This window comes from Streptomyces sp. NPDC046197 (genome assembly GCF_040646295.1).
GTDB lineage: Bacteria > Actinomycetota > Actinomycetes > Streptomycetales > Streptomycetaceae > Streptomyces.
Map to the genome: position 1 here is coordinate 228,397 of NZ_JBEYZY010000005.1, position 25,961 is coordinate 254,357.

General features: G+C 70.4%; 29 protein-coding genes, 1 tRNA gene and 1 riboswitch. Of the genes, 8 read left to right on the forward strand and 22 right to left on the reverse strand.

Annotated elements, in window-relative coordinates:
• Positions 1-122: 122 nt before the first annotated feature.
• The 4 genes from AB0A61_RS09715 to AB0A61_RS09730 all read right to left on the reverse strand — a co-directional run bounded on the left by AB0A61_RS09715 (position 123) and on the right by AB0A61_RS09730 (position 3,617).
• On the reverse strand, positions 123-881 hold the full coding sequence (locus AB0A61_RS09715; RefSeq protein WP_361288838.1) for a DUF1707 domain-containing protein: 759 nt from the start codon (positions 879-881) through the stop codon (positions 123-125).
• 33 nt (positions 882-914) lie between these two features.
• Positions 915-1,898 carry an ATP-binding cassette domain-containing protein gene (locus AB0A61_RS09720; RefSeq protein WP_361288841.1) on the reverse strand — a complete coding sequence of 328 codons (984 nt, stop codon included), beginning with the start codon at positions 1,896-1,898 and terminating at the stop codon, positions 915-917.
• 14 nt (positions 1,899-1,912) lie between these two features.
• Complete coding sequence (locus AB0A61_RS09725; RefSeq protein ID WP_361289152.1) at positions 1,913-2,716, reverse strand: ABC transporter permease; 804 nt, start codon at positions 2,714-2,716, stop codon at positions 1,913-1,915.
• 100 nt (positions 2,717-2,816) lie between these two features.
• Positions 2,817-3,617 carry an ABC-2 family transporter protein gene (locus AB0A61_RS09730; RefSeq protein WP_361288844.1) on the reverse strand — a complete coding sequence of 267 codons (801 nt, stop codon included), beginning with the start codon at positions 3,615-3,617 and terminating at the stop codon, positions 2,817-2,819.
• Positions 3,618-3,991: 374 nt separating this feature from the next.
• Here AB0A61_RS09730 and AB0A61_RS09735 point away from each other — a divergent pair, with 374 nt between their 5' ends.
• Entirely contained in the window at positions 3,992-6,517 is a 2,526-nt protein-coding gene (locus AB0A61_RS09735; RefSeq protein WP_361288847.1) for a transglycosylase domain-containing protein, read from the forward strand.
• Here the strand turns inward: AB0A61_RS09735 and AB0A61_RS09740 are convergent.
• From AB0A61_RS09740 to AB0A61_RS09750, 3 genes are all read right to left on the reverse strand, one after another.
• Positions 6,511-6,831: a multidrug efflux SMR transporter gene (locus AB0A61_RS09740; protein ID WP_361288850.1), complete on the reverse strand. Its 321-nt coding sequence runs from the start codon at positions 6,829-6,831 to the stop codon at positions 6,511-6,513. The genes AB0A61_RS09735 and AB0A61_RS09740 overlap by 7 nt on opposite strands.
• 37 nt (positions 6,832-6,868) lie before the next feature.
• Positions 6,869-6,941: riboswitch (guanidine-III (ykkC-III) riboswitch) on the reverse strand.
• Positions 6,942-6,988: 47 nt separating this feature from the next.
• The gene (locus tag AB0A61_RS09745; protein WP_361289155.1) at positions 6,989-7,291 is read right to left on the reverse strand and encodes a co-chaperone GroES; all 303 of its coding nucleotides are present in this window, start codon (positions 7,289-7,291) and stop codon (positions 6,989-6,991) included.
• Between the two features lie 118 nt (positions 7,292-7,409).
• Complete coding sequence (locus AB0A61_RS09750; protein ID WP_361288853.1) at positions 7,410-7,739, reverse strand: DUF3618 domain-containing protein; 330 nt, start codon at positions 7,737-7,739, stop codon at positions 7,410-7,412.
• A 150-nt stretch (positions 7,740-7,889) separates the two neighbouring features.
• On the opposite strand from AB0A61_RS09750, the gene bcp reads away from it, so the two are divergent.
• Positions 7,890-8,357, forward strand: coding sequence for a thioredoxin-dependent thiol peroxidase (gene bcp, locus AB0A61_RS09755; protein ID WP_361288856.1), 468 nt, complete (start codon positions 7,890-7,892; stop codon positions 8,355-8,357).
• 73 nt (positions 8,358-8,430) lie between these two features.
• A tRNA-Leu gene (locus AB0A61_RS09760) sits at positions 8,431-8,514 on the forward strand.
• A 52-nt stretch (positions 8,515-8,566) separates the two neighbouring features.
• On the opposite strand, the gene rdgB is transcribed toward AB0A61_RS09760, so the two are convergent.
• The 4 genes from rdgB to AB0A61_RS09780 form a co-directional block, all read right to left on the reverse strand.
• Positions 8,567-9,169, reverse strand: coding sequence for an RdgB/HAM1 family non-canonical purine NTP pyrophosphatase (gene rdgB / locus AB0A61_RS09765; RefSeq protein WP_361288859.1), 603 nt, complete (start codon positions 9,167-9,169; stop codon positions 8,567-8,569).
• A gap of 48 nt (positions 9,170-9,217) precedes the next feature.
• Positions 9,218-9,625, reverse strand: a complete 408-nt coding sequence (locus AB0A61_RS09770) for a hypothetical protein (protein WP_361288862.1) — start codon at positions 9,623-9,625, stop codon at positions 9,218-9,220.
• Positions 9,626-9,837: 212 nt separating this feature from the next.
• Entirely contained in the window at positions 9,838-10,575 is a 738-nt protein-coding gene (gene rph, locus AB0A61_RS09775) for a ribonuclease PH (RefSeq protein WP_361288865.1), read from the reverse strand.
• Between the two features lie 120 nt (positions 10,576-10,695).
• Positions 10,696-10,929: a PTS glucose/sucrose transporter subunit IIB gene (locus AB0A61_RS09780; RefSeq protein ID WP_359192554.1), complete on the reverse strand. Its 234-nt coding sequence runs from the start codon at positions 10,927-10,929 to the stop codon at positions 10,696-10,698.
• A 168-nt stretch (positions 10,930-11,097) separates the two neighbouring features.
• Between AB0A61_RS09780 and AB0A61_RS09785 the strand changes: the two genes are divergently transcribed.
• A complete protein-coding gene (locus AB0A61_RS09785) occupies positions 11,098-12,393 on the forward strand; it encodes a PTS transporter subunit EIIC (protein WP_361288868.1) in 1,296 nt (431 codons plus the stop codon).
• A 140-nt stretch (positions 12,394-12,533) separates the two neighbouring features.
• Positions 12,534-13,784, forward strand: coding sequence for a PTS transporter subunit EIIC (locus AB0A61_RS09790; protein WP_361288871.1), 1,251 nt, complete (start codon positions 12,534-12,536; stop codon positions 13,782-13,784).
• Positions 13,785-13,935: 151 nt separating this feature from the next.
• On the opposite strand, the gene AB0A61_RS09795 is transcribed toward AB0A61_RS09790, so the two are convergent.
• On the reverse strand, positions 13,936-14,688 hold the full coding sequence (locus tag AB0A61_RS09795) for an MBL fold metallo-hydrolase (RefSeq protein ID WP_361288874.1): 753 nt from the start codon (positions 14,686-14,688) through the stop codon (positions 13,936-13,938).
• Positions 14,689-14,952: 264 nt separating this feature from the next.
• On the opposite strand from AB0A61_RS09795, the gene AB0A61_RS09800 reads away from it, so the two are divergent.
• Entirely contained in the window at positions 14,953-15,408 is a 456-nt protein-coding gene (locus AB0A61_RS09800) for a type II toxin-antitoxin system PemK/MazF family toxin (protein ID WP_361288877.1), read from the forward strand.
• Between the two features lie 15 nt (positions 15,409-15,423).
• Here AB0A61_RS09800 and AB0A61_RS09805 read toward each other — a convergent pair whose 3' ends face one another.
• The 9 genes from AB0A61_RS09805 to clpS all read right to left on the reverse strand — a co-directional run bounded on the left by AB0A61_RS09805 (position 15,424) and on the right by clpS (position 23,309).
• Positions 15,424-15,975, reverse strand: a complete 552-nt coding sequence (locus tag AB0A61_RS09805) for a hypothetical protein (protein WP_361288880.1) — start codon at positions 15,973-15,975, stop codon at positions 15,424-15,426.
• 164 nt (positions 15,976-16,139) lie between these two features.
• Entirely contained in the window at positions 16,140-18,209 is a 2,070-nt protein-coding gene (locus tag AB0A61_RS09810; protein WP_361288883.1) for a putative Ig domain-containing protein, read from the reverse strand.
• Between the two features lie 262 nt (positions 18,210-18,471).
• On the reverse strand, positions 18,472-19,422 hold the full coding sequence (locus AB0A61_RS09815) for a cysteine synthase (protein ID WP_361288886.1): 951 nt from the start codon (positions 19,420-19,422) through the stop codon (positions 18,472-18,474).
• A gap of 17 nt (positions 19,423-19,439) precedes the next feature.
• Positions 19,440-19,718 (reverse strand): MoaD/ThiS family protein, encoded by a 279-nt coding sequence (locus AB0A61_RS09820; RefSeq protein ID WP_361288889.1) that lies wholly within the window; start codon positions 19,716-19,718, stop codon positions 19,440-19,442.
• Positions 19,719-19,840: 122 nt separating this feature from the next.
• Positions 19,841-19,936, reverse strand: coding sequence for a putative leader peptide (locus AB0A61_RS09825; protein ID WP_361288892.1), 96 nt, complete (start codon positions 19,934-19,936; stop codon positions 19,841-19,843).
• 79 nt (positions 19,937-20,015) lie between these two features.
• Complete coding sequence (locus AB0A61_RS09830; protein WP_361288895.1) at positions 20,016-20,438, reverse strand: M67 family metallopeptidase; 423 nt, start codon at positions 20,436-20,438, stop codon at positions 20,016-20,018.
• A 141-nt stretch (positions 20,439-20,579) separates the two neighbouring features.
• A complete protein-coding gene (locus tag AB0A61_RS09835; RefSeq protein ID WP_361288898.1) occupies positions 20,580-22,031 on the reverse strand; it encodes an amino acid permease in 1,452 nt (483 codons plus the stop codon).
• Positions 22,032-22,376: 345 nt separating this feature from the next.
• Positions 22,377-22,979: a DUF2017 domain-containing protein gene (locus AB0A61_RS09840; RefSeq protein WP_361288901.1), complete on the reverse strand. Its 603-nt coding sequence runs from the start codon at positions 22,977-22,979 to the stop codon at positions 22,377-22,379.
• Between the two features lie 12 nt (positions 22,980-22,991).
• Positions 22,992-23,309 (reverse strand): ATP-dependent Clp protease adapter ClpS, encoded by a 318-nt coding sequence (gene clpS / locus AB0A61_RS09845; RefSeq protein ID WP_361288904.1) that lies wholly within the window; start codon positions 23,307-23,309, stop codon positions 22,992-22,994.
• Between the two features lie 95 nt (positions 23,310-23,404).
• On the opposite strand from clpS, the gene AB0A61_RS09850 reads away from it, so the two are divergent.
• A complete protein-coding gene (locus AB0A61_RS09850) occupies positions 23,405-24,751 on the forward strand; it encodes a nicotinate phosphoribosyltransferase (protein WP_361288907.1) in 1,347 nt (448 codons plus the stop codon).
• A gap of 221 nt (positions 24,752-24,972) precedes the next feature.
• Positions 24,973-25,560 (forward strand): isochorismatase family protein, encoded by a 588-nt coding sequence (locus AB0A61_RS09855; RefSeq protein ID WP_361288910.1) that lies wholly within the window; start codon positions 24,973-24,975, stop codon positions 25,558-25,560.
• Between the two features lie 7 nt (positions 25,561-25,567).
• Here the strand turns inward: AB0A61_RS09855 and AB0A61_RS09860 are convergent, their stop codons facing one another.
• On the reverse strand, positions 25,568-25,945 hold the full coding sequence (locus AB0A61_RS09860; RefSeq protein ID WP_361288913.1) for a hypothetical protein: 378 nt from the start codon (positions 25,943-25,945) through the stop codon (positions 25,568-25,570).
• Positions 25,946-25,961: the final 16 nt, after the last annotated feature.

Sequence of the window (25,961 nt, forward strand, 5' to 3'; positions counted from 1 at the left end):
AGCGGCAGCAGCCCGCCTCAGCGACCCAGCACCCCCACACAGCGGCAGCAGCCCGCCTCAGCGACCAGCACCCCACTCAGCCGCAGCAGCCCGGCACCCGGACTCAGTGGCGGCGGCGCGGCTCAGCGGCGGCCGTGGTCGTGGCCGTGCCTGCGGCGGTCTCTGTCCTCCCAGCGCTGCTCCCGGCGTGCCGCCTGCAGCTCCCGGCGTTCGCTTCTGCGGTCCAGCTTCTCCTGGCGGCGCTCCTCCTTCAGCCGGAGTCGCTCCGCCCTGGTCAGCTTCCGCTCGACACCGACACCGCCCCAGAAGGCGAAGCCGGTCAGGACCACGCGTGGTGCGCCCGGTTCCGCGGCCACGCCCTCCTCGCGGTGGTCGAAGCCGCCCATGATGCCGATGCCGCGGACGACGACCTCGACGCCGGGCGGGACGATCACCTGCATGCCGCCCATGATCGCCACGCAGTTGATCTCGACCTCGCGGTCCGCGAAGTTCGCCTCGCGCAGGTCGATCTCGCCGCCGCCCCAGAAGGCGAAGCAGTTGAACCGCTTGGGCGCGGTCCAGCGCCCCTTGCGCTGGAAGCCGGACATGATGGCCACCGCCCAGGACGACGAGCCCTCGCCGCCGACGATCCGCCCCGCCCAACTGCCGCTCTCCGCAGGCTCCTTGCGCAGGGACACCGCAGGTGCGGTGACACCCGAGGCCGGCAAGTCCCGGGTGATCGGGGCCAGTTCCCCGTAGGTGCGCGCCTTGTAGGTCGCTTCCAGCCGTTCCTCGAACTCCTCCATGTCGAGGCGCCCCTCCGCGAGGGCGTCCCGCAGGATCTCGGCGACTCGTTCACGATCGGCGTCGGAGGCACGCAGCTCCGGGGCATCGTCGGTCATGGGCAGCAGCCTACGAGTTCCGGGTGCCGGGGGCTACGAGAGGGCTTCCTCGGCCGTCCCGGCGTACATCTTCGCGATCACGGACTCGATGTCCGGCTCCCGCACCGACAGGTCCACCAGCGGGTACTGCGCCGCGATCCGGGCCACCAGGGGCGCCGCCGACTGCGCCGCCGGAAAGGCCAGCCACTGCCGGGGGCCCTCGACCCGTACCACGCGCGCGGGCGGGACCTCGACGGGCGGCAGTTCACGCTCCAGGTCCACCACCAGCGTCCGTTCGCTCTCCCCCGCCTCGTGCAGTCCGGTGAGCGGGCCGTCGTACATCAGGCGCCCGTGGTCGATGACCATCACGCGTGAGCACAGCTGCTCGATGTCCTGCAGGTCGTGGGTGGTGAGCAGCACCGTCGTGCCGCGCTCGGCGTTCAGGTCGCGCAGGAACGCGCGGACCCTGGCCTTGCTGATCACGTCGAGGCCGATGGTCGGCTCGTCGAGGTACAGCACCTCGGGGTCGTGCAGCAGGGCCGCCGCGATGTCGCCGCGCATCCGCTGGCCGAGCGACAGCTGCCGTACCGGGACGTCCAACAGAGAGCCGAGTTCGAGGAGTTCGATGCAGCGGTCGAGATTCTCGCGGTAACGACCGTCCGGGATCCGGTACATGCGGTGCATCAGCCGGTAGGAGTCGATCAGCGGCAGGTCCCACCACAGGGTCGTGCGCTGCCCGAACACCACCCCGATGCGCTGCGCGAGCCGGGTCCGCTCGCGCGCCGGGTCGATGCCGGCCACCCGCAGCCGGCCGCCGCTCGGGGTCAGGATGCCGGTGAGCATCTTGATGGTGGTCGACTTTCCGGCCCCGTTCGGGCCGATGTAGCCGACCATCTCGCCGCGTCCGACGCGGAAGGACAGCGCGTCGACCGCCCGTACCCGCCGTCGCTCGCTGCGCAGGAAACCGGTCTTCTTCCGCACCTCGAAGACCTTCTCGACCCGGTCGAGTTCGATGAATCCGCCGTCCACCGCCGTCACCGCCGCACGCCCCTTCAACTCCCCGTACTCCGATACGACCTGAGCCCCGCCCGCCAGGCCACCCCCGCCAGCGCACAGCACGCGGCGGCCACCAGCGGGGGTGTGAACGCCGCCCACTGCGGCAGGTCCAGTGGATACGGCCGCCCGAGGACATAGGTCGCGGGCAGCCAGTTGACGAACGCCAGCGGCAGTACGAAGGTCACCCCGCGCACCAGCTCCTTGGCGAACACCGTGGGCGGGTACTGCAGCAGGGTGGTGCCGCCGTAGGTGAAGGCGTTCTGCACCTCGGAGGCGTCCTGGGCCGCGAACTGGAAGGCCGCGCCCGCCACGAACACGGCGCAGAAGATGCCGAAGCCGCTGAGCAGCATCACCGGCATCAGCAGCACTCTCGGCGGCGTCCAGTCGATCTCCAGGGTGCTCAGCGCGTAGCCCAGCACCAGCGCGCCCTGCGTGACCCGGCCCAGTCTGCGCAGCCCGAAGCGGTCGGCGGCGACCTGCGCGAGTACGGGCGCGGGGCGCACCAGCAGGGTGTCCAGGGTGCCGTCGCGCACCCGGCGGCCCAGCCGGTCCATCGACCCGATCGCGAGGTCCGCAAGCCCGAAGGACACACTGGTCAGCCCGTACAGGAACGCGATCTCGGGCAGCGTGTAGCCGCCGAGCGCGTGCACCCGGGAGAACATCAGCAGGATGGCGACGAAGTCCAGCGCGGTCGCCGCGAAGTTCCCGAACGTGGTCATGACGAAGGAGGCCCGATAGGCCATCGTGGAGCGGATCCACATCCCGGCGATCAACCGGTAGGCCCGCACGGCGTCCGCCACCCGACTGCCCGCGGCGGCTGGACCACGCCGGCCGCCCCGGCCGTCGTACCCGGACCTGGCGTCCTGCGCGTACCCCGGGCTGTCCGGGTGTTCCGTCGGTTCAGCCACCCTGGACCACCACCCGCCGGGTCGCCACCGTCTGCACCAGTCGTCCGGCCGCCAGCAGCGCCACCGCCCACGCCCCCTGGAAGGCGTACGTGGTGAGCGGGTCGGCGTGCCCCAGCAGGACGTCGGCCGGGGCCTGGAGCAGCGAGGACCACGGCAGCGCGCGGACGATCTCGCCGAGCGCGCCCGGGAAGACGTTCAGCGGCAGCAGCATCCCCGAGCAGAAGAACCCCGCCAGCCACGCCATCTGGACCACGCCCGTGCCGTCCAGCAGCCAGAACGCGCTCAGCGCCACCAGGAACCGGATCCCGAAGCCGACCAGCATCGCCAGCAGCACCGCGCCGAGGAACGCGATCCAGGTCACCGCGTCCGCCGGCAGGGCCACCGGGAAGCACAGCGCCCCGAAGCCGAAGGGGATCACTCCCCGCCCCAGCAGCTGGAACAGCGCCCGCCCCAGGTCGCTCGCCAGCCACCACAGTTGCAGGTCGGCGGGCCGGTACAGATCGATCGCGATGTCACCCGTACGGATGCGTTCCATGAGCTCGTCCTCGACACCGCCGCCCCCGATCGCGAGCGTCGACAACAACGCCTGCCCCAGCCAGACATAGGTCACGGCCTGGGCCGCGTCGTACCCCCCGAGGTGCGGCCGCACGTCCCACAGCGCGAGGTACGTGTACACCAGGATCAGGCCGAACACCGTGTTGGTGAACACCCCGGCCGCCGTCGCGGCCCGATATGTCGCGTACCGCCTGAACACCCCCGCCGCGACGGCCACGTACAACCGCCCAGCGCCCACGTCAACCGCCTCCCCGTCCACCCGGCACGAAGCGCAGGAGCCTAGCCCGCCACCAACGGCGGGCGCCACGGGTTTTCCGGGCGACGGGGGCGGTGGCGTGGGCGCGACGGTGACCGGTGGGATGGGCGGGAGCGGCGGCCGGGCGCGACGGGGGGAAGCGGCGGCCCGGTACGACGGGCGGAAGCGGCGGCCCGGGACGCCGGGGCGGAGGCGGCGGCCACGACCGGTCGGGGGGCTTTTCGGCCATCGCGAACCGGGCCGCGGTCGGGGAACGGATCGGCGGATGGGACAGTCTTCATCAGAGGAGCGCAAAGAGCGCCAGAGGCGTACGGGAACGACGTACGACGCACGTACCACAGGAGTCTCCGCAGACCATGAGCGACGAGCCGCAGGCGAAGCAGCCGAACAAGGGCTTGGCACGCACAGAGCCCCCTGGGGCTGCCCAGTCCGTTCCCGCGCCCGGAACCGGCTCGCCCGCCACCGGGCCCGCGGCCGGGGGCGCCACCGGCGGCGGTCAGCCCAAGCGCCCGGGGCGCACCGGCTGGCGTCGGCTCGTCCCCACCTGGCGCATGGTGGTCGGCTCCTTCTTCGTCGTCGTCCTGCTGCTGGTCGGCGCGTTCTTCCTCGGCTACTCGATGGTCAAGATCCCGCCCGCCAACGCCCTGGCCACCAAGCAGAGCAACGTCTACCTCTACGCGGACGGGACCGAGATCGCCCGCGACGGGCAGATCAACCGGGAGAACGTCGGCCTCGCCCAGGTCTCCAAGGACGCCCAGCACGCCGTGCTGGCCGCCGAGGACCGGGACTTCTACACCGAGTCCGCCGTGGACCCCAAGGCGATGCTGCGCGCCGCCTGGAACACCGCCACCGGCAAGGGCAGGCAGTCCGGCTCCACGATCACCCAGCAGTACGTGAAGAACTACTACCTGGGCCAGGAACAGACCGTCACCCGCAAGGTGAAGGAGTTCTTCATCGCGATCAAGCTGGACCGCAACCAGTCCAAGGACAAGATCCTCGAGGGCTACCTCAACACCAGCTACTTCGGCCGCAACGCCTACGGCATCCAGGCCGCCGCGCGCGCCTACTACGGCATGGACGCGCGTGCCCTCGACCCGGCCCGCGCCGCCTACCTCGCCGCGCTGGTCAACGCGCCCAGCGAGTACGACGTCGTCGCCCACCCGGAGAACAAGGCCGCCGCCCTGGCCCGCTGGAACTACGTGCTGGACGGCATGGTCAAGAAGGGCTGGCTCAGCACCTCGCAGCGGGCCGGCATGAAGTTCCCGATGCCGGGTGACCCCACGGTGCCCACCAGCATGTCCGGACAGCGCGGCTACATCGTCACCGCCATCAAGGACTACCTGACCAAGAACAGGATCCTCAGCGCGGACGAGCTCGACGCGGGCGGCTACCGCATCACCACCACCCTGCAGAAGAACAGGCAGGACGCGTTCGTCGCGGCGGTCAACGACAAGCTGATGTCCAGGCTGGACAGGAAGAACCGCAAGGTCGACACCTACGTCCGCGCGGGCGGCGCCGCGGTCGACCCCAAGACCGGCAAGGTCGTGGCCATGTACGGCGGCATCGACTACGTCAAGCAGTACACGAACAACGCCACCCGCCGGGACTTCCAGGTCGGTTCCACCTTCAAGCCGTTCGTGCTCACCTCGGCCGTCCAGAACCACTCCGAGACGCGGGACGGCCGCGCCATCACCCCGAACACGCTCTACGACGGCACCAACAAACGCCCCGTCCAGGGCTGGAACGGCTACTACGCCCCCGAGAACGAGGACTACCGCTCCTACGGCAACATCACCGTCCGCGAGGCGACGGACAAGTCCGTCAACGCGGTGTACGCGCAGATGGCCGTCGACGTCGGCTCCGACAGGGTCAAGCAGACGGCGATCGACCTCGGCATCCCCTCCGCCACTCCCGACCTGACCCCCAGCCCCTCCATCGCGCTCGGCCCGGCCACCGCGAGCGTCCTGGACATGGCCGAGGCGTACGCGACGCTCGCCAACCACGGTGAGCACGGCGTCTACACGATGATCGAGAAGGTCACCAAGGACGGCTCCGAGATCGTCGAGCTGCCCAAGGAGACCAACTCACAGGCCGTCAGCCGCGAGGCCGCCGACACCACCACCGCCGTCCTGCAGAGCGTCGTTCAGAACGGCACCGGCACCCCGGCCCAGGCCGCCGACCGCCCCGCGGCAGCCAAGACCGGTACCGCCGAGGAGGACACCGCGGCCTGGTTCGCCGGCTACACCCCCGACCTCGCCACCGTCGTCTCCGTCATGGGCCAGGACCCGGTGACGGCCGCCCACAAGCCGCTGTACGGCGCCCTGGGGCTGGACCGCATGAACGGCAGCGGGCCGCCCGCCGACATCTGGGCGCAGTTCACCAAGAACGCCCTGAAGGGCGCCCCGGTCACCGACTTCGACCTGCAGGTGCAGAGCGGCGCCGACCAGCCCCCGCCGCCCCCCACCGTGCAGACGCCGGGCATCGGCGGCCAGGACGCCGGCGGCACCGACACCACCGGCGGCGAGGACACCCAGGGCCAGGACCAGGGCCAGACCGACGGTCAGACCGGCGGCCAGACACCCGGCGGGACCACCGGGGACACCACCGGGGGCACCCCCACGACCGGCGGCGACACCACCGGAGGCACGCCGACCACCGGCGGCACCACGGGCGGGAACGACGGCGGCACCACGGGCGGCACGCCGACCACCGGCGGCACCACCGGCGGGAACAACGGCGGGAACACCGGCGGCACCACGGGCGGAGACCCCGGGGGCACCACCGGGACCACCGCGGGCGGAAATCCGGGAGGCACGACGGGTGACGCCGGTACGACGACCGGCACCGGAGGCACACAGCACCTGGCCGCCGGACGTCAGTGACCCGAGGTCGCCTTGAGCCCCACCACGGCGACCAGCAGCAGACACACGAAGAAGATCCGGGCGGCGGTCGCCGGCTCCCCCAGCGCCACCATGCCGACCACCGCCGCACCGGCCGCGCCGATGCCCACCCACACGCCGTAGGCGGTACCGATGGGCAGGGACTTCGCGGCGTACGACAGCAGCAGCATGCTCGCGAGGATGCCGACGCCGGTGAGCACGCTGGGCAGGGGCCGGGTGAACCCGTCGGTGTACTTCATCCCGACCGACCAGCCGACCTCCAGCAGACCGGCGACGACGAGCAGGACCCAGGCCATGACGGCACCTCCGAGACGACTTGCGGATCACTGACCGGGTGCGTCGTCTTTGCGTACGTCCCGGTACGGCGCGTCTCGTCGGGCTCCTTCGACGTTAGCAAGGGGACGGCAAGAAGGGGCTGGTGACGATGGTCACCAGCCCCTTGTCCGGACTCGTCTACAGGTACAGGCCGGTGGAGTCCTCCGAGCCCTCGAACCGGTCCGCCGCCACGGCGTGCAGGTCACGCTCGCGCATCAGCACGTACGGGGTGCCCCGCACCTCGACCTCGGCGCGGTCCTCCGGATCGAACAGCACGCGGTCTCCCGGTTCCACGGTCCGCACGTTCTGCCCGACCGCGACGACCTCCGCCCACGCCAGCCGGCGTCCCACCGCCGCCGTGGCGGGAATCAGGATGCCGCCGCCCGAACGCCGCTCGCCCTCACTGGTGTCCTGCCGGACCAGCACACGGTCGTGCAGCATCCGGATGGGCAGCTTCTCGTGATGGGTGCTGTTCTCGCTTCTGTTGCCGCTCACACCTTGAACCTACCTGCCTTCGGCACTTCCGTACGCGGGTGGGTCGCCAGGGCCGGACAAGGCCCTAGTCCCGACGCCGCCGTGCCCCCAGGGCGAGCAGCCCGACGAGGCCGACGGCGACGAGCGCGACCGGCACCACCCGCTCCAGCCGCGGCGCGCCGTCCTCGTCCACGAACTGCGCCCGCACGTCGCTCACCACGCGGTTGACCTGCACGTAGGCCCGTCCAAGCGTGTGATCGATGTTGGAGACGACCTTGGCCTTGGCGTCCCCGACGATCGTCTTGGGGTGCACGCGCACCCCGATCTCGTCGAGCGTCTCGGCCAGCACCTCGCGGCGGCGCCTGATGTCCGCCTCGATCTCAGCCGGGGTTCTGGTGTCCGCGGTGTCCGCCACCGTACCGCCTCCGAAGTCAACTGATGCCTGTTCAGGACAGTCTGTCAGTTCCGCGTCCGACCGTGCTGTCGGCACCCCCGGTTAGGCTCGGACCGGAACGGCACCGACCGCGGTGACGACCACTGATCCGCCTACGAGGAGACGAGCCCGATGACCGAGCGACTCCAGCCCGGGGATGCGGCCCCCGCATTCACCCTTCCCGACGCCGACGGAAACGAGGTGTCGCTGGCCGACCACAAGGGCCGCAAGGTCGTCGTCTACTTCTACCCGGCGGCCCTCACCCCCGGCTGCACCAAGCAGGCCTGCGACTTCACCGACAACCTCGACCTCCTGGCCGGCGCCGGGTACGACGTGATCGGCATCTCCCCCGACAAGCCGGAGAAGCTGGCGAAGTTCCGCGAGAAGGAGAGCCTGCGGGTCAAGCTGCTGGCCGACCCCGACAAGCAGGTCCTGGAGTCCTACGGCGCCTTCGGCGAGAAGAAGCTCTACGGCAAGACGGTCGTCGGCGTCATCCGCTCCACGGTGATCGTCGACGAGGAGGGCAAGGTCGAACGCGCCCTGTACAACGTCAAGGCGACAGGCCACGTGGCAAAGATCATCAAGGATCTGGGGATCTGACCACAAGCCTCGCGGCCCGACTTGACCTGCCCGTAGACTGAGCGCCGCGCGGTCGGGCACCCCGACCGCCCGAGCGGCCGTGATGGAACTGGCAGTCATGCTGGGTTTAGGTCCCAGTGGGTTCACGCCCGTGTGGGTTCGAGTCCCACCGGCCGCACGCCGTACGAAGGCCCACCCGGTACCAGCAGCCGGGTGGGCCTTCGTCTTCGTCAGCCCAGCAGTTCCCTGACCACCGGCACCAGCGCCCGGAACGCCCTGCCCCGGTGGCTGATCGCGTTCTTCTCCTGCGGCGTCAGCTCCGCGCACGTCCGGGTGTCGTGGTCCGGCTGGAGGATGGGGTCGTAGCCGAAGCCGTTCGTGCCGGCGGGGGTGTGGCGCAGGGTGCCGCGCAGTTGGCCCTCGACGACCCTTTCCGTGCCGTCCGGCAGGGCGAGGGCGGCCGCGCAGGCGAAGTGGGCGGTGCGGTGTTCGTCGGCGATGTCCGAGAGCTGGGCGAGGAGGAGGTCGAGGTTGGCCTTGTCGTCGCCGTGGCGGCCCGCCCAGCGGGCGGAGAAGATGCCGGGTGCGCCGCCGAGGACGTCGACGCAGAGCCCGGAGTCGTCCGCGACGGCCGGCAGGCCGGTGGCGCGGGCCAGGGTGTGGGCCTTCAGCAACGCGTTCTCGGCGAAGCTCACGCCGGTTTCCCTGACGTCGGGGATGTCGGGGTAGGCGTCGGCACCGACGAGTTCGTGGGTCAGGCCGGCCTCGGCGAGGATCGCCCTGAGTTCGGTGATCTTTCCGGCGTTTCGGGTGGCGAGGATCAGGCGGGTCATGCCGTCCAGTATCCCGGCCGGGGCGGGGGCGGCTCGCGCTGCCCGGCGTTACGACGTGCAGACCTTCGTCAGTTCGCCGGCCGCGTCGGTGACCGGGCTGAGGTCCGGTGTGCGGTCGCCGTTCTTGACGGCGGTGCGGACGTCGCCGACCGCCTTGTCGAGGTGGTCGACGGCCTTGTTGACGTCGGCGTTGTCGGTCTTGTCGCCGATCTTCCGCAGGTCCTTCTCGATCGAGGCGAGGGACTTGTCGGTCTGGGTGGGGTCGTTCGTGGCGCTCTCCACCGCCTGCTGGAGATTGGTGACGCTGTCGGCGATGGAGTCGGCGGTGTGCACGCAGTCGATCGCCTTGTCCACCGCGCCGCACCCGGTCAGCGCACCCGCGGTGAGTGCGAGGGCGGCCGCCGTGGCGGCGACGGCTGCGCTGCGGACCGGGCGTCGGCGTCGGCTCGCGGCCATGGCTGGGTTCCCTCCCCGTTGTGGGCGCCCGTGGGCGGTCCCGTTCCTGGCCGGGCGTACGGCGATGGGCCGTACGCCCGTACCGGTAGGGACGCGGGGGCGCGCGGTGGGGTTGCCCTTGCCCGCCGGGCTTCTTGGGGTGCCCTTTACTGTGCGCGGGTCCTGTGCGCGGGTCCTGTGCGCGGCTCGTCGCGGCCTGGTTTGCGGAGGCCCTACTTGGCGAGGGTGGTCTCCAGTGCCGCGCGCTGGATCACGGCGAGTTCGGCGCAGCCGGTGACGGCGAGGTCGAGCAGGGCGTCGAGTTCGGCGCGGGCGAAGGGCTCGGCCTCCGCGGTGCCCTGGACCTCGACGAAGCGGCCGTCGCCGGTGCAGACGACGTTCATGTCGGTGTCCGCCTTGACGTCCTCCTCGTAGCAGAGGTCCAGCAGCGGCACGCCGGAGACGATGCCGACGGAGACCGCGCTGACCGTGCCGGTCAGCGGCTGGCGGCCGGGGCGGATCAGCTTCTTGGCCTGCGCCCAGGCGATCGCGTCGGCCAGTGCGACGTAGGCGCCGGTGATGGCCGCCGTGCGCGTGCCGCCGTCGGCCTGGAGGACGTCGCAGTCGAGGACGATGGTGTTCTCGCCGAGCGCCTTGTAGTCGACGACCGAGCGCAGGGAGCGGCCGATGAGGCGGGAGATCTCGTGGGTGCGGCCGCCGATCTTGCCCTTGACGGACTCCCGGTCGCCGCGGGTGTTGGTGGAGCGGGGCAGCATGGCGTACTCCGCGGTGACCCAGCCCTCGCCGCTGCCCTTGCGCCAGCGCGGGACGCCTTCGGTGACGGAGGCGGTGCAGAAGACCTTCGTGTCGCCGAAGGAGACGAGGACGGAGCCCTCGGCGTGCTTGCTCCAGCCGCGTTCGATGGTGACCGGGCGGAGTTGTTCGGGGGTGCGGCCGTCGATTCGAGACATGACCTCGAGCCTAGTCCCCCACGTGGAAGGGGCCCCTCCCGCGGTGGGAAGGAGCCCCTGGGGGTGAATTCCGGAGGTGCGCCGGCGTTCACCTGTTCACGCGTTCAGGTGTTCGCGTGTTCACATCATGTCTTCGATCTCCGCCGCGATCGGGTCGGCGTCGGTGCCGATGACGACCTGGATGGCGCTGCCCATCTTCACGACGCCGTGGGCGCCGGCGGCCTTGAGTGCGGCCTCGTCGACCAGTGAGGGGTCGTTGACCTCGGTGCGGAGCCGGGTGATGCAGCCCTCGATCTCATCGATGTTGTCGATGCCGCCGAGCCCGGCAACGATCTTCTCAGCCTTGCTGGCCATGTTCCTTCTCCCCTGATCCGAACCGCTTTGTCGCAGTAACCCACAGTTGGCCCATCTTCGCGAGCGGCCGTGTCGTGGGTGCCGAATGATGGCGTCACGACAGCGGAACCGTGCGCCAACTGGTCTACACCAGCTTGCGGGCGGTGGCCAAACGCGCGGAAGGACGCCATGAGTGCCGAGAGCGCCCCCAGCACGGCCGGCCCTGCGCGCGCCCGCTGGAACACCCTGTTCCAGGGCTTGCAGAAGATGGGCCGCAGTCTTCAGCTGCCGATCGCCGTGCTGCCGGCCGCGGGCATCCTGAACCGGCTCGGACAGCCGGACGTCTTCGGCGACCAGGGCCTGGGCTGGACGAACGTCTCCAAGGTGATGGTGGGCGCGGGGGGCGCGCTGCTGGACGGTTCCCTGGGTCTGCCCCTGCTGTTCTGCGTCGGCGTGGCCATCGGCATGGCACGGAAGGCCGACGGTTCGACGGCGCTCGCGGCGGTGGCGGGCTTTCTCGTCTACTACAACGTGCTGCGCCAGTTCCCCCACTGCCCCGGCGGCTCGAAGGTGCTCCCCTCCTTCGGCTGCCAGGCGGCCGACGGCAGCCTGAGCACCTTCACGTTCCAGAACCCCGGGGTGTTCGGCGGGATCGTCATGGGTCTGCTCACCGCGTTCTTCTGGCAGCGGTACCACCGGACACGGCTGGTGGACTGGCTGGGGTTCTTCAACGGCCGCCGGCTGGTGCCGATCATCATGTCGTTCGTGGCGATCGTGGTCGCGGCCGCCTGCCTGTGGGTCTGGCCGCCGATCGGTCACGGCCTGGAGAGCTTCAGCGACTGGCTCTACGCGCTGGGCGCCTGGGGCGCGGGCGTCTTCGGGGTCGCCAACCGTGCGCTGCTGGTGGTGGGTCTGCACCAGTTCCTGAACGTGCCGATCTGGTTCCAGTTCGGCAGTTACACCAAGCCCGACGGCACGGTGGTGCACGGCGACATCAACATGTTCCTGGCGGGCGACCCGAACGCGGGCCAGTTCACCTCGGGCTTCTTCCCGATCATGATGTTCGCGTTGCCCGCGGCGGCGCTGGCGATGACGCACTGCGCAAGGCCCGGCCGCCGCAAGGAGGTCGGCGGTCTGATGCTGTCGGTGGCGCTGACGTCGTTCGTCACGGGCATCACGGAGCCCCTGGAGTACTCGTTCCTGTTCATCGCGCCGGGGCTGTACGCGGTGCACGCGCTGCTGACCGGGGTGTCGATGGCGGTGACATGGGGGCTGGGAGTGCACGACGGGTTCAGCTTCTCGGCGGGCCTGATCGACTACGTCATCAACTGGAACCTGGCGACGAAGCCCTGGCTGATCATCCCGATCGGCCTGTGCTTCGCCGCGGCGTACTACGCCGTCTTCCGCTTCGCGATCACGAGGTTCGATCTGAGGACTCCGGGCCGGGAGCCGGAGGACCAGGTCGAGGACGTCACCAAGGCCTGAGCGCCGGTTTCGGCGGGGCCGGAGCCGGTACGCCGCGTAGCGGTGCGGTCGCAGGAATCGCGGGTTCCTTACGCCACCTTCATCTGCTAAAACAGGTCTACACCACTGAGTGGTGTAGACCACCACCCGTTGGAGGACGTATGAGCACCGCCACCGCGACAACGGCGGCTCCCGCGAAGAAGCGGGGATCCGGCCTGTTCCAGGGCCTGCAGAAGGTCGGCCGCAGCCTGCAGCTTCCGATCGCCGTACTGCCGGCGGCGGGCATCCTGCTGCGGCTCGGGCAGCAGGACGTGCACGACAAGCTGAACCTGCCCGACAAGGTCACGGCGGTGTTCGCCACGGCGGGTGGCGCGATCTTCGACAACCTTCCGATGCTGTTCTGCATCGGTGTCGCGATCGGCTTCGCCAAGAAGGCGGACGGCTCCACTGCGCTCGCGGCCCTGGTCGGCTTCCTGGTGTACAGCAACGTTCTGAAGGCCTTCCCGGTCACCGAGGCGAAGGTGCAACCGGGCGCGGACATAGCGGCGACCTACAACAACCCCGGTGTCCTCGGCGGCATCCTGATGGGTCTGCTGGCCGCGGTGCTGTGGCAGCGCTACCACCGCAAGAAGCTGGTGGACTGGCTCGGCTTCTTCAACGGCCGCCGGCTGGTGCCGATCATCATGGCCTTCGTGGGCACCGCCATGGGCGTCTTCTTCGGACTGGTGTGGAAGCCGATCGGTGAGGGCATCTCGCACTTCGGCGAGTGGATCACAGGTCTGGGCGCCCTCGGTGCCGCTCTGTTCGGTCTGATCAACCGCGCGTTGATCCCGGTCGGCATGCACCAGTTCGTGAACACGGTCTCCTGGTTCCAGATCGGCGACTTCAAGAACTCGGCGGGCCAGATCGTCCACGGCGACCTCAACCGCTTCTTCGCCGGCGACCCGACCGCGGGACAGTTCATGTCGGGCTTCTTCCCGATCATGATGTTCGGCCTGCCGGCCGCCGCGATCGCCATCGCGCACTCCGCCCGCCCCGAGCGCCGCAAGGCCGTCATGGGCATGATGGTCTCGCTCGCCCTGACCTCCTTCGTGACCGGTGTGACCGAGCCGATCGAGTTCGCGTTCATGTTCATCGCCCCGTTGCTGTACGTGATCCACGCGGTGCTGACCGCCCTGTCCATGGCGATCACCTGGGCGCTCGGCGTGCACGCGGGCTTCACCTTCTCCGCGGGCTTCATCGACTACGCGCTCAACTGGAACCTGGCCACCAAGCCCTGGCTGATCATCCCGATCGGCCTGGTGTTCGCGGCGATCTACTACTTCCTCTTCCGCTTCGCGATCAACAAGTTCAACCTCCCCACTCCGGGCCGCGAGCCCGAGGAGGAGGTCGAGGACCTCACGAAGGCGTGAGCCCCGCATCGTGCCCCGCACCGTGACGAAGGCCCCCGGAGCCGAGCTGCTCCGGGGGCCTTCGGGCGTCACGGGGTCTGTTCGGGCTTCATGGGCCTGGATACGCCGGCCCGTCGTGGGCCTGGATGCCGTACGTCGCCCCCGTCGTGGGTCAGACCTCGTACGTCGCTCCCGGCGCCGCAAGCTCCACCGGGCCCTGGTAGACCGCGCGTGCGTCCGCCAGGTTGACCTGGGGGTCGGTCCACGGGGGGATGTGGGTGAGGAGCAGGCGCCGGGCGCGGGCGCGGGTGGCGGTCTCGCCCGCCTCGCGGCCGTTGAGGTGCAGGTCGGGGATGTTCTCCTTGCCGTGCGTGAAGGCTGCCTCGCACAGGAACAGGTCGGCGTCGCGGGCGACTTCGTCCAGCGCCTCGCTGACTCCGGTGTCGCCGGAGTACGTCAGTGTCTTCCCGCCGTGCTCGACGCGGATGGCGTACGCCTCGACGGGGTGGAGGACCCGCTCGGTGTGCACGGCGAACGGGCCGATCTCGAAGCTGCCCGGCTTCACCGTGCGGAAGTCGAAGACCTCGCTCATCGACGAGGCGGTGGGAGTGTCGGCGTAGGCCGTGGTCAGCCGGTGCTCCGTGCCCTCGGGTCCGTAGACCGGGAGCGGAGCGCAGGGGCCGCCTTCGTGCCGGTAGTAGCGCGCGACGAAGTACCCGAGCATGTCGATGCAGTGATCGGCGTGCAGATGGCTCAGGAAGATGGCGTCGAGGTCGTAGAGACCGCAGTGGCGCTGCAGCTCGCCCAGGGCGCCGTTGCCCATGTCGAGAAGCAGCCGGAAGCCGTCGGCCTCTACGAGGTAGCTCGAACAGGCCGACTCCGCGGACGGGAACGACCCCGAGCAGCCGACGACGGTGAGCTTCATGAAGCAGAAACCTCCGCTGGCGGGGGACATACAGAAGGTGACGGGGGTCGTGCGGTCCGTTGAGCGTAAGGCGCAAAACGGCCGGTCGCTCCTCCCGCAAGGGCTGTTGTGGGCGAACTCACCTGCGGTGTCACCGGTTCGGCTGGATGGTGGCCGCTCAATCCAAACGGGTGCCCGAAATCGCTCGCTTGGGGCGGTGGCGGGCCCCGGGTGTGCGGCGCAGAGGGCGCGCACCGAGGGGCGCGCGCCGGTAACGTCGTCCTTATGGACACGTCCTGGTGGCTGGCGCTCGCGGCGGTCGTACTGCTCGCGCTCGTCGCCACGCTCGTTGACGGCTGGGGTCGGGGCCGTCGGCCCGAGGGCCGCAGGACGCGTCCGCCGGGGCGCCCGACCGGCCGGGGCGTTGCGGCCCGTCCGCAGCCGGCGGAAATCTGGTGGGCGAACGTCCCGTTCGAGGAGGGTCCGGGGGCGAAGGACCGGCCCTGTCTGGTGCTGTCCGTCCACGGCAAGCGCGCCAGGGTCGCCAAGATCACCAGCAAGTACCACGACGAGCGGGCCGGAGTGATCCCCCTGCCGCCCGGCTCGGTGGGGGACGCGCAGGGGCGCACCAGCTTCCTGGAGACCGACGAGGTGCGCGAGGTACCGGTGTGGGACTTCCGGCGCCGGGTGGGGATCGTGGACCCGGTGCTGTGGGACCAGGTGCGGTACCTGGCCGGCTGAGCCGCCGGGGACCTCTCATGGCCGTGTCACCCTCACCGTGACGGTCCACTCCTGGATGCCCTTGCACGCGACCTGCCCCGGGCGGGTCGGGCACAGCGGCCTGGAGGAGGTCAGCCGCGCCGTCCCGGGAGCGACCGCGTCGAAGGCGGCGACGGCGTCACCGGGCAGGATCACGATGCCGGCGTTGCCGGCCCTGAGGACGGTGCCGGAGGCCTTCACCGGTGACCAGGGGCGGTCCTTGGTGCCGTCCAGGGTGAGCCGGACCTGGCCGCCGACGTGCAGGCAGACGGTATGGCCGGAGTCGGCGACGCGGAGTTCGGAGCGGTCCGCGCAGCCCGCGGGGGCCGTCGGGGCCGAGGGGGTCGCGGACGGGGATACCGACGGGGATCCCGGGCCGGAGGCGGACGGGGACGGGGTCGCGGGTGACGTCACCGGCCGGGGTGCCGACGGTTTCGCGCCGTCGCTCCCGGAGCCCCCTCGGTCGTGCTGCGCGCCGCAGCCCGTGAGGAGGAGGGTCGCCGCCACGGCGGCGACGGTGGTGGTGCGGTGAAGCGTCGTACGGCGCATGGGCGGCCGCCTTTCTGCTGTGCCCGGGATGCCGTGCCCTGTCCTTCTGCCGATGTGACGTTCCTCCAGCACATCAGGATCCCTTCCCGCACGCACGCCGGGGGCCCCGGCCGCCTGCGCGGCCGGGGCCCCCTCGGTGCTTCGGTGCCGGGCGCGGATGCGGGTCAGCCGGTCGTCAGCGCCGTGTCGTCGACGACGAAGCTGGTCTGCAGGGAGGAGTCCTCGACCCCGCTGAACTTCAGCGTGACCGTGGAGCCGGCCAGCGAGGACAGGTCGAAGGACTTCTGCGCGTAACCGGAGGCGGCGTTGAGGTTCGAGTACGTCGCCAGGGTCTTCGAACCGGCGGTCACCGTCAGCTTGTCGTACGCGGTGCTGCGGGTGGTCTCCGCCGTGTCGATGTGCAGGTAGAAGGTGAGCGTGGCCGTGCAGCCGGAGGGGATGGTCACCGACTGGGACAGGGTGTCGGTGTGGCTGGAGCCGTAGCCGTCGAGCCAGGCCTTGTAGGAGCCGCTGTGCGCCGCCTCACCGCTGTCGTTGGTGATCACGCCGCTGGTGGCGGTCCAGGTGGTGTTGCCCGACTCGAAGCCCGGGTTGCCGAGCAGCTGCGCCCCGGTGCAGGTGCCGCCGGAGGAGCCGACCGTCCAGCCGAAGGAGGTGGAACCAGAGGCGCCGGTCGCGTCCTTGGCGGTGACGGTGACGTTGTAGCTGCCCGCGGTGGAGGCGGTGCCGGAGATCAGGCCGGTCGAGCTGTTGATCGAGAGGCCGGTCGGCAGGCCGGTGGCGCTGTAGGTGAGGGCCGCTCCCGCGCTGTCCGTCGCCTGGATCTGCAGGCTGACCGAGCCACCGGTGGTGGTGGACTGGTTGCCCGGGTTGGTGACGGTCACCGTGTTGCCGGTGCTGCCGCCGGAGGAGAAGGCGGCCGTGCCGTTGGGGGTGCCCCAGCCGGTCGGGCCGTCGTAGCCGGTGGTCGCATTGCAGAAGTACGAGGTCGGGCAGGAGCCGTTGCTGCCGCTGGTGACGTCGTACAGGTTGCTCGTGTGCGTGTAGGGGTACTTCGCCGGGTAGTCGCCCGAGCCCGGGGTGCCCGCGAGGGCGTAGACGCCGGCGATGATCGGGGCGGAGGCGCTGGTGCCGCCGTAGACCGCCCAGCCGGAGCCGCCGTAGGTGTCGTAGACCGCGACGCCGGTGGCCGGGTCGGCGACCGCGGAGACGTCGGCCTCCATGCGCTTGGAGCAGCCGCTGTCGGTCTGCCAGCTCGGCTTCGGGTCGTAGGCGGAGCAGCCCGAGCCGGTGCCCTCGGTGGAGCTGGTGTTCCAGACGGACTCGCTCCAGCCGCGCGAGTTCGAGGCGGTGGTGAGCGCGGTGCCGCCGACGGCGGTCACGTACTGGGAGGTCGCCGGGTACTCGGCGCCGTAGCCGGAGTCACCCGCGGAGACGGTGATGGCGACACCCGGGTGCTTGAAGTACGAGGTGTCCTCACCGGTCTGGGAGGAGGACTCGGAGCCGCCCCAGCTGTTGGAGACGAACTTGGCGCCGAGCGAGACGGCCTCGTTCTCGGCGGTGCCCAGGTCGGTGTCGGTGGCGGAGTCGGCCTCGACCAGGATGATGCTGCAGTTGGGGCAGACGGCGCTGACCATGTCGATGTCGAGCGCCTCTTCGCCCGCCCAGCCGCTGTCGTTCGTGGGCAGCGAGGTGGTGGAGCCGGTCTGGCTGACCTGCTTGAAGCAGCCGTTGGCCTTGGTGCACGCCGACAGGCCGTACGTCGAGCGGTAAGTGGCCAGGTCCGACTCGGCGTTGGGGTCGTTGTAGGCGTCGACGACCGCGACGGTCAGGCCGGAGCCGCCGGTCGAGGGCAGGTTGTAGGCGCTGTGCAGGTTGGCCGGGGAGAGGCCGGAGGGCGCGGCGGCGGCGAGCGCGGAGGCGAGCCGCTGCCTGATGTCGGTACGGCGCTGGGCGAAGCAGGACGCGTGGCCGGGCTTGGCGGTGGCGCACAGGTGGGACGTGGGGACCTTCTGGCCGGCCTTTCCGGTCGGGTGGAAGGTCTGCCGCTCGGGGTCGGTCAGGGCCTTGGCGTTCTGCGCGGCCCTGGTGGTGTGCGGGTCGACCGCGGCGGACCGGGCGCCGGCGGTGGGCGCGGCGACGAGACCGGCGACGGTCAGAGCGAGGGCGGGGAAGGCGACGGCCAGAAGTCTTCGCAGACTCCGTCTGCGCCCGCTCGGGCGTGACTCACGCATGGGGTACTGCCTCCATCGGGAAGTGGGGTTTCTCGCACCGGGTTGGCAGGCCCGTGACGCGCGTAGCGGCGGGGAGACCGCGCAGTCATGAGCATGACATTTGTACGCCCCGGCACGCCGAGTGAACGTGACATGACAGGGTGCGGGAGGACCGTAGCCCCGGGCGCGGGCTACCGGGCAGTACCGGACGGAATTCTTTGCCCCTCCATAGGATGGGGTTGGCCCCCTCATAAGAGGGGGCTGGTATGCGCTTGATGCGCGGCTACGCCCAGAGCTGACCGTGCAGGGCCTCGATGGCCTCCTCGGTGGTGGCCGCCGTGTAGACGCCGGTCGAGAGGTACTTCCAGCCGCCGTCGGCCACGACGAACACGATGTCCGCGCTCTCCCCCGCCTTCAGCGCCTTCCGGCCGACGCCGATGGCCGCGTGCAGGGCCGCGCCGGTGGAGACGCCCGCGAAGATGCCCTCCTGCTGCAGCAGTTCACGGGTGCGGGCGACCGCGTCGGCCGAGCCGACGGAGAAGCGGGTGGTGAGGACGGAGGCGTCGTACAGCTCCGGCACGAAGCCCTCGTCGAGGTTGCGCAGGCCGTACACCAGGTCGTCGTAGCGCGGTTCGGCGGCGACGATCTTCACGTCCGGCTTGTGCTCGCGCAGGTAGCGGCCGACGCCCATCAGGGTGCCGGTGGTGCCGAGACCGGCGACGAAGTGGGTGATCGACGGCAGGTCGGCGAGGATCTCCGGGCCGGTCGTGGCGTAGTGGGCACCGGCGTTGTCCGGGTTGCCGTACTGGTAGAGCATCACCCAGTCCGGGTGCTCGGCGGCCAGCTCCTTGGCCACGCGTACGGCGGTGTTGGAGCCGCCCGCGGCCGGGGAAGAGATGATCTCGGCGCCCCACATGCCGAGCAGGTCCCGGCGCTCCTGGGAGGTGTTCTCCGGCATCACGCACACCATGCGGTAGCCCTTGAGCTTGGCCGCCATGGCGAGCGAGATGCCGGTGTTGCCGGAGGTCGGCTCCAGGATCGTGCAGCCCGGGGTGAGGCGGCCGTCCTTCTCCGCCTGCTCGATCATGTGCAGGGCGGGGCGGTCCTTGACGGAGCCGGTCGGGTTGCGGTCCTCCAGCTTCGCCCAGATCCGGACGTCCGGGGACGGCGACAGCCGCGGCAGGCACACCAGGGGGGTGTTGCCCACCGCGGCCAGCGGCGAGTCGTATCGCATCGTTGATCAGCGACCGATCACGCCATGCCGCCGGCCACGGCCGGCAGGATCGTCACGGTGTCGCCGTCGGCCAGCTTGGTGCCGATGCCGTCGACGAAGCGGACGTCCTCGTCGTTCAGATAGACGTTGACGAAGCGGCGCAGCTGCCCCTCGTCCACGATGCGGGCCTGGATGCCCGGGTGCCGGGTCTCGAGGTCGGCGAACAGCTCGGCGAGGGTCTCCCCGGTGCCTTCCACCGCCTTCTGGCCGTCGGTGTACGGGCGGAGGATGGTGGGGATGCGGACCTCGATGGCCATGGTTGCGGGCTCCTGTCGGAGGTGTCTGGATGGGGATCCCCCTGCTCGAACGAAGCCGGGAGCCCGGGGGGAGGGCGCGCGGCGGCGCGCCGTGGCTCACGGCCGTGCGACGGCAGGGAACGTCAACAGATGGCGCTGTTCAACCTGCACAGGTCGACGTGCAGCCGCGCCACGAGCAGCATGCCCGGCGTCCTGTCGCTCACGTCGTGGAGAACCATGGGGTCATCGTATCGATTCCCGGTCCGCCTCCCGGAATGTGATCTCGCTCCTCGGACAGGATTCATCCACGGTGTGAGATCAGTACGCCTCCACGACCTTGACCTCCTCCTCCGTGACCTCGCCCGCCACGATCTGGAACGAGCGGAACTGGAAGTCGCCGAGGCCGTCGGTGTCCGCCGTCGACACCAGCACGTAGTGCGCCCCGGGCTCGTTGGCGTAGGAGATGTCGGTCCGGGACGGGTACGCCTCGGTTGCCGTGTGGGAGTGGTAGATGATCACCGGCTCCTCGTCGCGGTCGTCCAGCTCGCGGTACAGCTTCAGCAGATCCTGCGAGTCGAACTCGTAGAAGGTGGGCGAGCGGGCCGCGTTGAGCATGGGGATGAAGCGCTCGGGGCGGCCGGAGCCCGCCGGGCCGGCGACCACGCCGCACGCCTCGTCGGGGTGGTCCTGGCGCGCGTGGGCGACGATCTGGTCGTAGAGGGCCTGGGTGAGGGTCAGCATGACCGTCAGCATAGAGAAGGGCCGTCCCGTACCGAAGAGTGGTACGGAACGGCCCACATGACGGACGTCCTGAGCGGCAGCGGCAGGGGCTTCCACGAGCAGCCCCTGCGGCTGGACGTCCGAGCATCGAACCGGCCGGGTTCAGCCGACCTTCTCGAGCTCCGGCTCGCGGCGCTCGGCGACCTGCGGGTTGCGGGCCTTGAGCACGGCCCAGCCGATGGCCAGGGCGGCGGCCCATCCGGCCATCACGTACAGGCAGATCCGGGAGTCGGCATCGTAGGCGATCAGGCAGGTGACGAACAGCAGGAAGCCGATGGCGATCCAGCTGCACACCGCGCCGCCCGGCGCCGGGAAGGCGGAGGCGGGCAGCCGGCCCGCGTTCACCGCGCGGCGGTAGAGCACGTGGCTGACCAGGATCATCAGCCAGGTCCAGATGCCGGCCGCGGTGGCGACCGAGGTGACGTAGCCGAAGGCCTTCTCCGGAACGATGTAGTTCAGGACCACGCCGATGGCCATGAAGGCCACCGAGACGGTGATGCCGAGCGCCGGGGTCTTGGACGCCGACAGCTTGCTGAAGACCCGCGGGGCCTCGCCGTTGTCGGCGAGCGTGCGCAGCATGCGGCCCGTGGAGTACATGCCCGAGTTGCAGGACGACAGGGCGGCGGTGAGCACCACGAAGTTGACGATGCCCGCACCGGCCGGGATGCCGATGACCGCGAAGGCCTTCACGAAGGGGCTGACGCCGGCCGCGAACTGGGTCCACTTCACCACGCACAGGATCACGGTGAGGGCGCCGACGTAGAACAGGGCGATGCGCCAGGGCAGGGTGTTGATCGCCTTCGGGAGGGTCTTCTCCGGGTCCTCGGACTCACCCGCGGTGACGCCGACGAGCTCGACGGCGAGGTAGGCGAACATGACGCCCTGCAGGGTCATCAGGGACGAGCCGATGCCCTTGGGGAAGAAGCCGTCGAACTGCCAGAGGTTGGCGACCGAGGCGGTGTCACCGGCCGCGCTGAAGCCGAAGGTCAGCACGCCCAGGCCGATGACGATCATGCCGATGAGCGCGGTCACCTTGACCATCGAGAACCAGAACTCGATCTCGCCGAACAGCTTCACCGAGATCAGGTTGGCCACGAACAGGACGACCAGGAAGACCAGCGCCGTCACCCACTGCGGGACCGACGGGAACCAGTAGTGGACGTAGATCGCGGCGGCCGTCAGCTCGGCCATGCCGGTGACCACCCACATCAGCCAGTACGTCCAGCCGGTGAAGTAGCCGAAGAACGGGCCGCAGAACTCGCGGGAGTACTCCGCGAACGAGCCCGAGACGGGGCGGTAGAGCAGCAGCTCGCCGAGCGCCCTCATGATGAAGAAGATGATCACGCCCGCGAGGGCGTACATGAGGATCAGACTGGGTCCGGCCTTGGCGATGTTCGCCCCGGCACCCAGGAAGAGGCCGACGCCGATGGCGCCGCCGATCGCGATCATCTGGACCTGGCGGCTGCCGAGCCCACGCTCGTACCCCTCCTCGGGGGCGTCGCCGCTCACGGCCTCACTGCCGTCGTAGTGCTTACCGACCTGCGATGAGGTCATGGTGTGGTGCGCCTTTCTCCATGCCGACCCGGGCCGCTCGTCGACCTCGGACCGGGTTTCGATCCCCCCGGATTGATGGAGTTGTGCCATGCCGGCGGTCGCCGGCTCGGTGGCGCACCCGACGGGACATGGGTGGCGTCCGTCGGGCGGTCGTGAAGATTTATCACGCCCGAAACACTGATCGCGGGGCGTGATGTGGCGCACGACATGGGAAGAAGGGGACAAAAGCAACCTGAAGCGGACACAAGCGTCCGCAACGGTAACGGGATCGTTATCCGGATCTGAGCGTCCTCTGAGCGAACACCCTGGCGCTCAGCGACTCCGGCACGATCCGCCGGACAGGCCCTAAGGCAGCAGCGTCGAGACGAGCGTCTCCTGGAGCCCGCCCAGCCACAGATAGGCCATCACCATCGGCTTGCGCGGGTCCTCGTCCGGCAGGCGGTAGAGGTCGTCGGTGTCGTCCTCGTCGACGATCTCCAGCCGGGAGCCGATGGCCAGGCGCAGGTCGTTCAGGGCGCCTAGCCACCGCTTGGACTCCTCGGGGGACAGCTTCAGGACCGCCCCGCCCCCGCCCGTGGCCGCCAGCTCGTCCAGCGAGCGGATCACCGCGAGGGCGTTGTCACGCTTGCCGGCGCGCAGGTCGTTCTCGGTGTAGCGGCGGAACTCGGCGGAGTGCGCGCGCTGCTCCTCGGCCTTCCCGGGGGAAGCGGGGGCCTGCTCGGGGTCGCGGTAGGCGTCCGGGAAGAGCCTCTTGAGGACCGGGTCCGCGGGGGGCTCACTCGGCCCCTCGGCGAACAGCTCGGCGAGCGGGTCGCCGGCGCCCTCGGCCGGGCCGGGGCCGATGAGCTCCAGGAGCTGCACGGCCAGCGACCGGATGATGGAGATCTCGACCTCGTCGAGCGCGACGGCCGCGCCGCCGCCGGGGAGCGGTTCGAAGTGTCCTGGCATGAAGGGAGTTCGCTACTTCCGGTCCTGCTGGAGGGTGGCCCACAGACCATAGCCGTGCATGGCCTGCACATCCCGCTCCATCTCCTCGCGCGTTCCGCTGGAGACGACGGCCCGGCCCTTGTGGTGGACGTCGAGCATGAGCTTGGTGGCCTTGTCCTTGGTGTATCCGAAGTACATCTGGAAGACATACGTCACGTAGCTCATGAGATTGACGGGATCGTTGTGGACGATCGTCACCCATGGGACGTCGGGTTCAGGTACGGCGAAGACCTCTTCCGCCGACTCGGTTTTCTCGATCTCGATGGGTGCGGCTGCCGTCACACGGCCCATGCTGCCACCACAGGGGGGTGGTCGCACAAACGGACCCGGCGGACGGGCGTCCCACAAATCGTCAAAGTGACGAGATGGGAGTACGATCCATTGCCATGAACACAGCGGGCTTTGGGCTGCCGGTGGACGTTCCCTCGACGGCGCTCTTCACCGACCACTACGAGCTGACGATGCTGCAGGCCGCTCTGAAGGCCGGGACCGCCGAGCGACGGAGCGTCTTCGAGGTCTTCACCCGACGGCTGCCCGAGGGGCGCCGGTACGGCGTCGTGGCGGGCACCGGGCGTGTGCTCGACGCCGTGGAGAACTTCCGCTTCGACGCGGGCGTCCTCGGATTCCTGCGCGACCGCCGGATCGTGGACGAGCAGACCCTGCAGTGGCTGGCCGGCTACCGCTTCAGCGGTGACATCTGGGGCTACCCGGAGGGCGAGGTGTACTTCCCGGGCTCGCCGATCATGCGGGTCGAAGGATCCTTCGCCGAGTGCGTGCTCCTGGAGACCGTGATCCTGTCGATCCTCAACCACGACTCGGCGATCGCGGCCGCCGCCTCCCGCATGTCCTCGGCTGCGGGCGACCGGCCGCTGATCGAGATGGGCGCCCGCCGCACCCACGAGCTGGCCGCCGTGGCCGCATCGCGGGCCGCCTACATCGGTGGCTTCACGTCAACCTCCGACCTGGCGGCCGGCTTCCGCTACCACATCCCCACCGTGGGCACCGCCGCCCACGCCTTCACCCTGCTGCACGACCGCGAGCGGGACGCCTTTCAGGCCCAGGTCGACTCGCTCGGGCGGGGGACCACCCTGCTCGTCGACACCTACGACGTCGCCGAGGCGGTCCGTACGGCCGTCGAGATCGCCGGGCCCGAGCTGGGCGCGGTGCGGATCGACTCCGGCGACCTGCTGCTGGTCGCGCACCGGGTGCGGCAGCAGCTCGACGAACTGGGGGCCCGTAGCACCAAGATCATCGTGACCTCCGACCTGGACGAGTACGCCATCGCCTCACTGGCGGCGGCGCCCGTGGACGCGTACGGCGTCGGGACGCAGCTGGTGACCGGCTCCGGCCACCCGACGTCCTCGATGGTCTACAAACTGGTCGCCCGCGCCGAGACGGCAGACCCCGGGGCACCGCTGGCGCCGGTGGCGAAGAAGTCCAGGGGCGGCAAGACCTCCATCGGCGGCCGCAAGTGGGCGGCGCGGCGGCTGGACGAGCACGGCGTCGCGGAGGCCGAGGTCCTCGGCACCGGACCGGTGCCCGCCGAGCTGGCCGACCGGCAGCTGCTGGTGGAGCTGGTCAAGGGCGGCGACGTGGTCGCCCGGGAGCCGCTGGACGCCGTCCGGGACCGGCACACGGTCGCCCGCGCGGGCCTGCCGCTTTCGGCCACCCAGCTCTCGCGCGGGGAACCCGTCCTTCCGACGGAGTACGTCAACGGGCCCTCGGGTAGCTAAAACCGGTGCTCACTTTCGCAGGCCGTCCCGGTCCGTCGTGCTCCGCCCCCGGCGCCGCACACCGCCGGTGCGCCCCCGCGGCTTGGCGAACGCCCCCTCCCGCCGGGCTCCCGAAGTCTCTAGGCTCATAAGTTCACCGGCCGGGCCCGCATCCCTCTCCCGCGAACTCCTCGCGGGTTGTCCCGATCCTCTCCCGACCCGACAGTCGAAGGACACCGACCATGCGCCGCGCCTTGATCGTCTGTGACGTGCAGAACGACTTCTGCGAGGGGGGCAGCCTCGCGGTGGCCGGGGGCGCCGACGTCGCCGCCGCGATTACCGAGCTGATAGGCCAGGCACCCGCCGGCTACCGGCACGTGGTGGCGACCCGCGACCACCACATCGCGCCCGGCGGCCACTTCGCCGACAACCCCGACTACGTCCGCTCCTGGCCCGCCCACTGCGTGGCGGGCACGGAGGGGGTGGGCTTCCACCCGAACTTCGCCCCCGTGGTCGCCTCCGGCGCGATAGACGCCGTGTTCGACAAGGGGGAGTACACGGCGGCGTACAGCGGCTTCGAGGGCGCCGACGAGAACGGGGTGTCCCTGGCCGACTGGCTGAAGGCCCGGGAGATCGACGAGGTGGACGTGGTGGGCATCGCCACCGACCACTGCGTGCGCGCCACCGCGCTGGACGCCGTGAAGGAGGGCTTCCGTACACAGGTCCTGCTGGACCTGACCGCGGGCGTGGCCCAGGAGACCACCGACCGGGCGCTGGAGGAGATGCGGGAGGCGGGCGTCGAGCTCTCGGGCAAGCCCGTCGTGGCGTAGGGAACGATCACGCCTGGGCCGTCGGCTGCCGCCTGAGCAACGCCCGGATCGGGCGCCACAGCTCCGGCCGGCCGAGCGCGCCGACCGCGCCGCCTGCGCCGCCTGCGCCGTCCACGGATGTGCGCCATATCAGGCCGTCCGGGTGGTGCAGGACCGCGGTGATCTCGTCCGGGGTCGGCGGGGCCGCGTTGCCCCGCAGGTAGATCGCCCGCAGGCCCAGGTTGCGCAGGCGGGTCAGGGCACGGGCGCGGTTCTGCGCATGGACGAGTACCCGCACTCCGCCGATGGGGGTGCCCACGGCCACGCCGTCGGCGATGGGGCTGGGCAGGTTCAGTGCCACCACCACCGTGCCGTTCGGCAGCTTGCAGAAACCTCCTGCGGCCATGCGGTCACATCCCCGT

Excerpts from the sequence above, each read along its gene's own strand:
- AB0A61_RS09715 (WP_361288838.1), bottom strand. The coding sequence starts at position 881 with ATGACCGACGATGCCCCGGAGCTGCGTGCCTCCGACGCCGATCGTGAA.
- AB0A61_RS09735 (WP_361288847.1), top strand. The coding sequence starts at position 3,992 with ATGAGCGACGAGCCGCAGGCGAAGCAGCCGAACAAGGGCTTGGCACGC.
- AB0A61_RS09740 (WP_361288850.1), bottom strand. The coding sequence starts at position 6,831 with ATGGCCTGGGTCCTGCTCGTCGTCGCCGGTCTGCTGGAGGTCGGCTGG.
- AB0A61_RS09745 (WP_361289155.1), bottom strand. The coding sequence starts at position 7,291 with ATGCTGCACGACCGTGTGCTGGTCCGGCAGGACACCAGTGAGGGCGAG.
- bcp (WP_361288856.1), top strand. The coding sequence starts at position 7,890 with ATGACCGAGCGACTCCAGCCCGGGGATGCGGCCCCCGCATTCACCCTT.
- rdgB (WP_361288859.1), bottom strand. The coding sequence starts at position 9,169 with ATGACCCGCCTGATCCTCGCCACCCGAAACGCCGGAAAGATCACCGAA.
- AB0A61_RS09770 (WP_361288862.1), bottom strand. The coding sequence starts at position 9,625 with ATGGCCGCGAGCCGACGCCGACGCCCGGTCCGCAGCGCAGCCGTCGCC.
- rph (WP_361288865.1), bottom strand. The coding sequence starts at position 10,575 with ATGTCTCGAATCGACGGCCGCACCCCCGAACAACTCCGCCCGGTCACC.
- AB0A61_RS09780 (WP_359192554.1), bottom strand. The coding sequence starts at position 10,929 with ATGGCCAGCAAGGCTGAGAAGATCGTTGCCGGGCTCGGCGGCATCGAC.
- AB0A61_RS09785 (WP_361288868.1), top strand. The coding sequence starts at position 11,098 with ATGAGTGCCGAGAGCGCCCCCAGCACGGCCGGCCCTGCGCGCGCCCGC.
- AB0A61_RS09790 (WP_361288871.1), top strand. The coding sequence starts at position 12,534 with ATGAGCACCGCCACCGCGACAACGGCGGCTCCCGCGAAGAAGCGGGGA.
- AB0A61_RS09795 (WP_361288874.1), bottom strand. The coding sequence starts at position 14,688 with ATGAAGCTCACCGTCGTCGGCTGCTCGGGGTCGTTCCCGTCCGCGGAG.
- AB0A61_RS09800 (WP_361288877.1), top strand. The coding sequence starts at position 14,953 with ATGGACACGTCCTGGTGGCTGGCGCTCGCGGCGGTCGTACTGCTCGCG.
- AB0A61_RS09805 (WP_361288880.1), bottom strand. The coding sequence starts at position 15,975 with ATGCGCCGTACGACGCTTCACCGCACCACCACCGTCGCCGCCGTGGCG.
- AB0A61_RS09810 (WP_361288883.1), bottom strand. The coding sequence starts at position 18,209 with ATGCGTGAGTCACGCCCGAGCGGGCGCAGACGGAGTCTGCGAAGACTT.
- AB0A61_RS09815 (WP_361288886.1), bottom strand. The coding sequence starts at position 19,422 with ATGCGATACGACTCGCCGCTGGCCGCGGTGGGCAACACCCCCCTGGTG.
- AB0A61_RS09820 (WP_361288889.1), bottom strand. The coding sequence starts at position 19,718 with ATGGCCATCGAGGTCCGCATCCCCACCATCCTCCGCCCGTACACCGAC.
- AB0A61_RS09825 (WP_361288892.1), bottom strand. The coding sequence starts at position 19,936 with ATGGTTCTCCACGACGTGAGCGACAGGACGCCGGGCATGCTGCTCGTG.
- AB0A61_RS09830 (WP_361288895.1), bottom strand. The coding sequence starts at position 20,438 with ATGCTGACCCTCACCCAGGCCCTCTACGACCAGATCGTCGCCCACGCG.
- AB0A61_RS09835 (WP_361288898.1), bottom strand. The coding sequence starts at position 22,031 with ATGACCTCATCGCAGGTCGGTAAGCACTACGACGGCAGTGAGGCCGTG.
- AB0A61_RS09840 (WP_361288901.1), bottom strand. The coding sequence starts at position 22,979 with ATGCCAGGACACTTCGAACCGCTCCCCGGCGGCGGCGCGGCCGTCGCG.
- clpS (WP_361288904.1), bottom strand. The coding sequence starts at position 23,309 with ATGGGCCGTGTGACGGCAGCCGCACCCATCGAGATCGAGAAAACCGAG.
- AB0A61_RS09850 (WP_361288907.1), top strand. The coding sequence starts at position 23,405 with ATGAACACAGCGGGCTTTGGGCTGCCGGTGGACGTTCCCTCGACGGCG.
- AB0A61_RS09855 (WP_361288910.1), top strand. The coding sequence starts at position 24,973 with ATGCGCCGCGCCTTGATCGTCTGTGACGTGCAGAACGACTTCTGCGAG.
- AB0A61_RS09860 (WP_361288913.1), bottom strand. The coding sequence starts at position 25,945 with ATGGCCGCAGGAGGTTTCTGCAAGCTGCCGAACGGCACGGTGGTGGTG.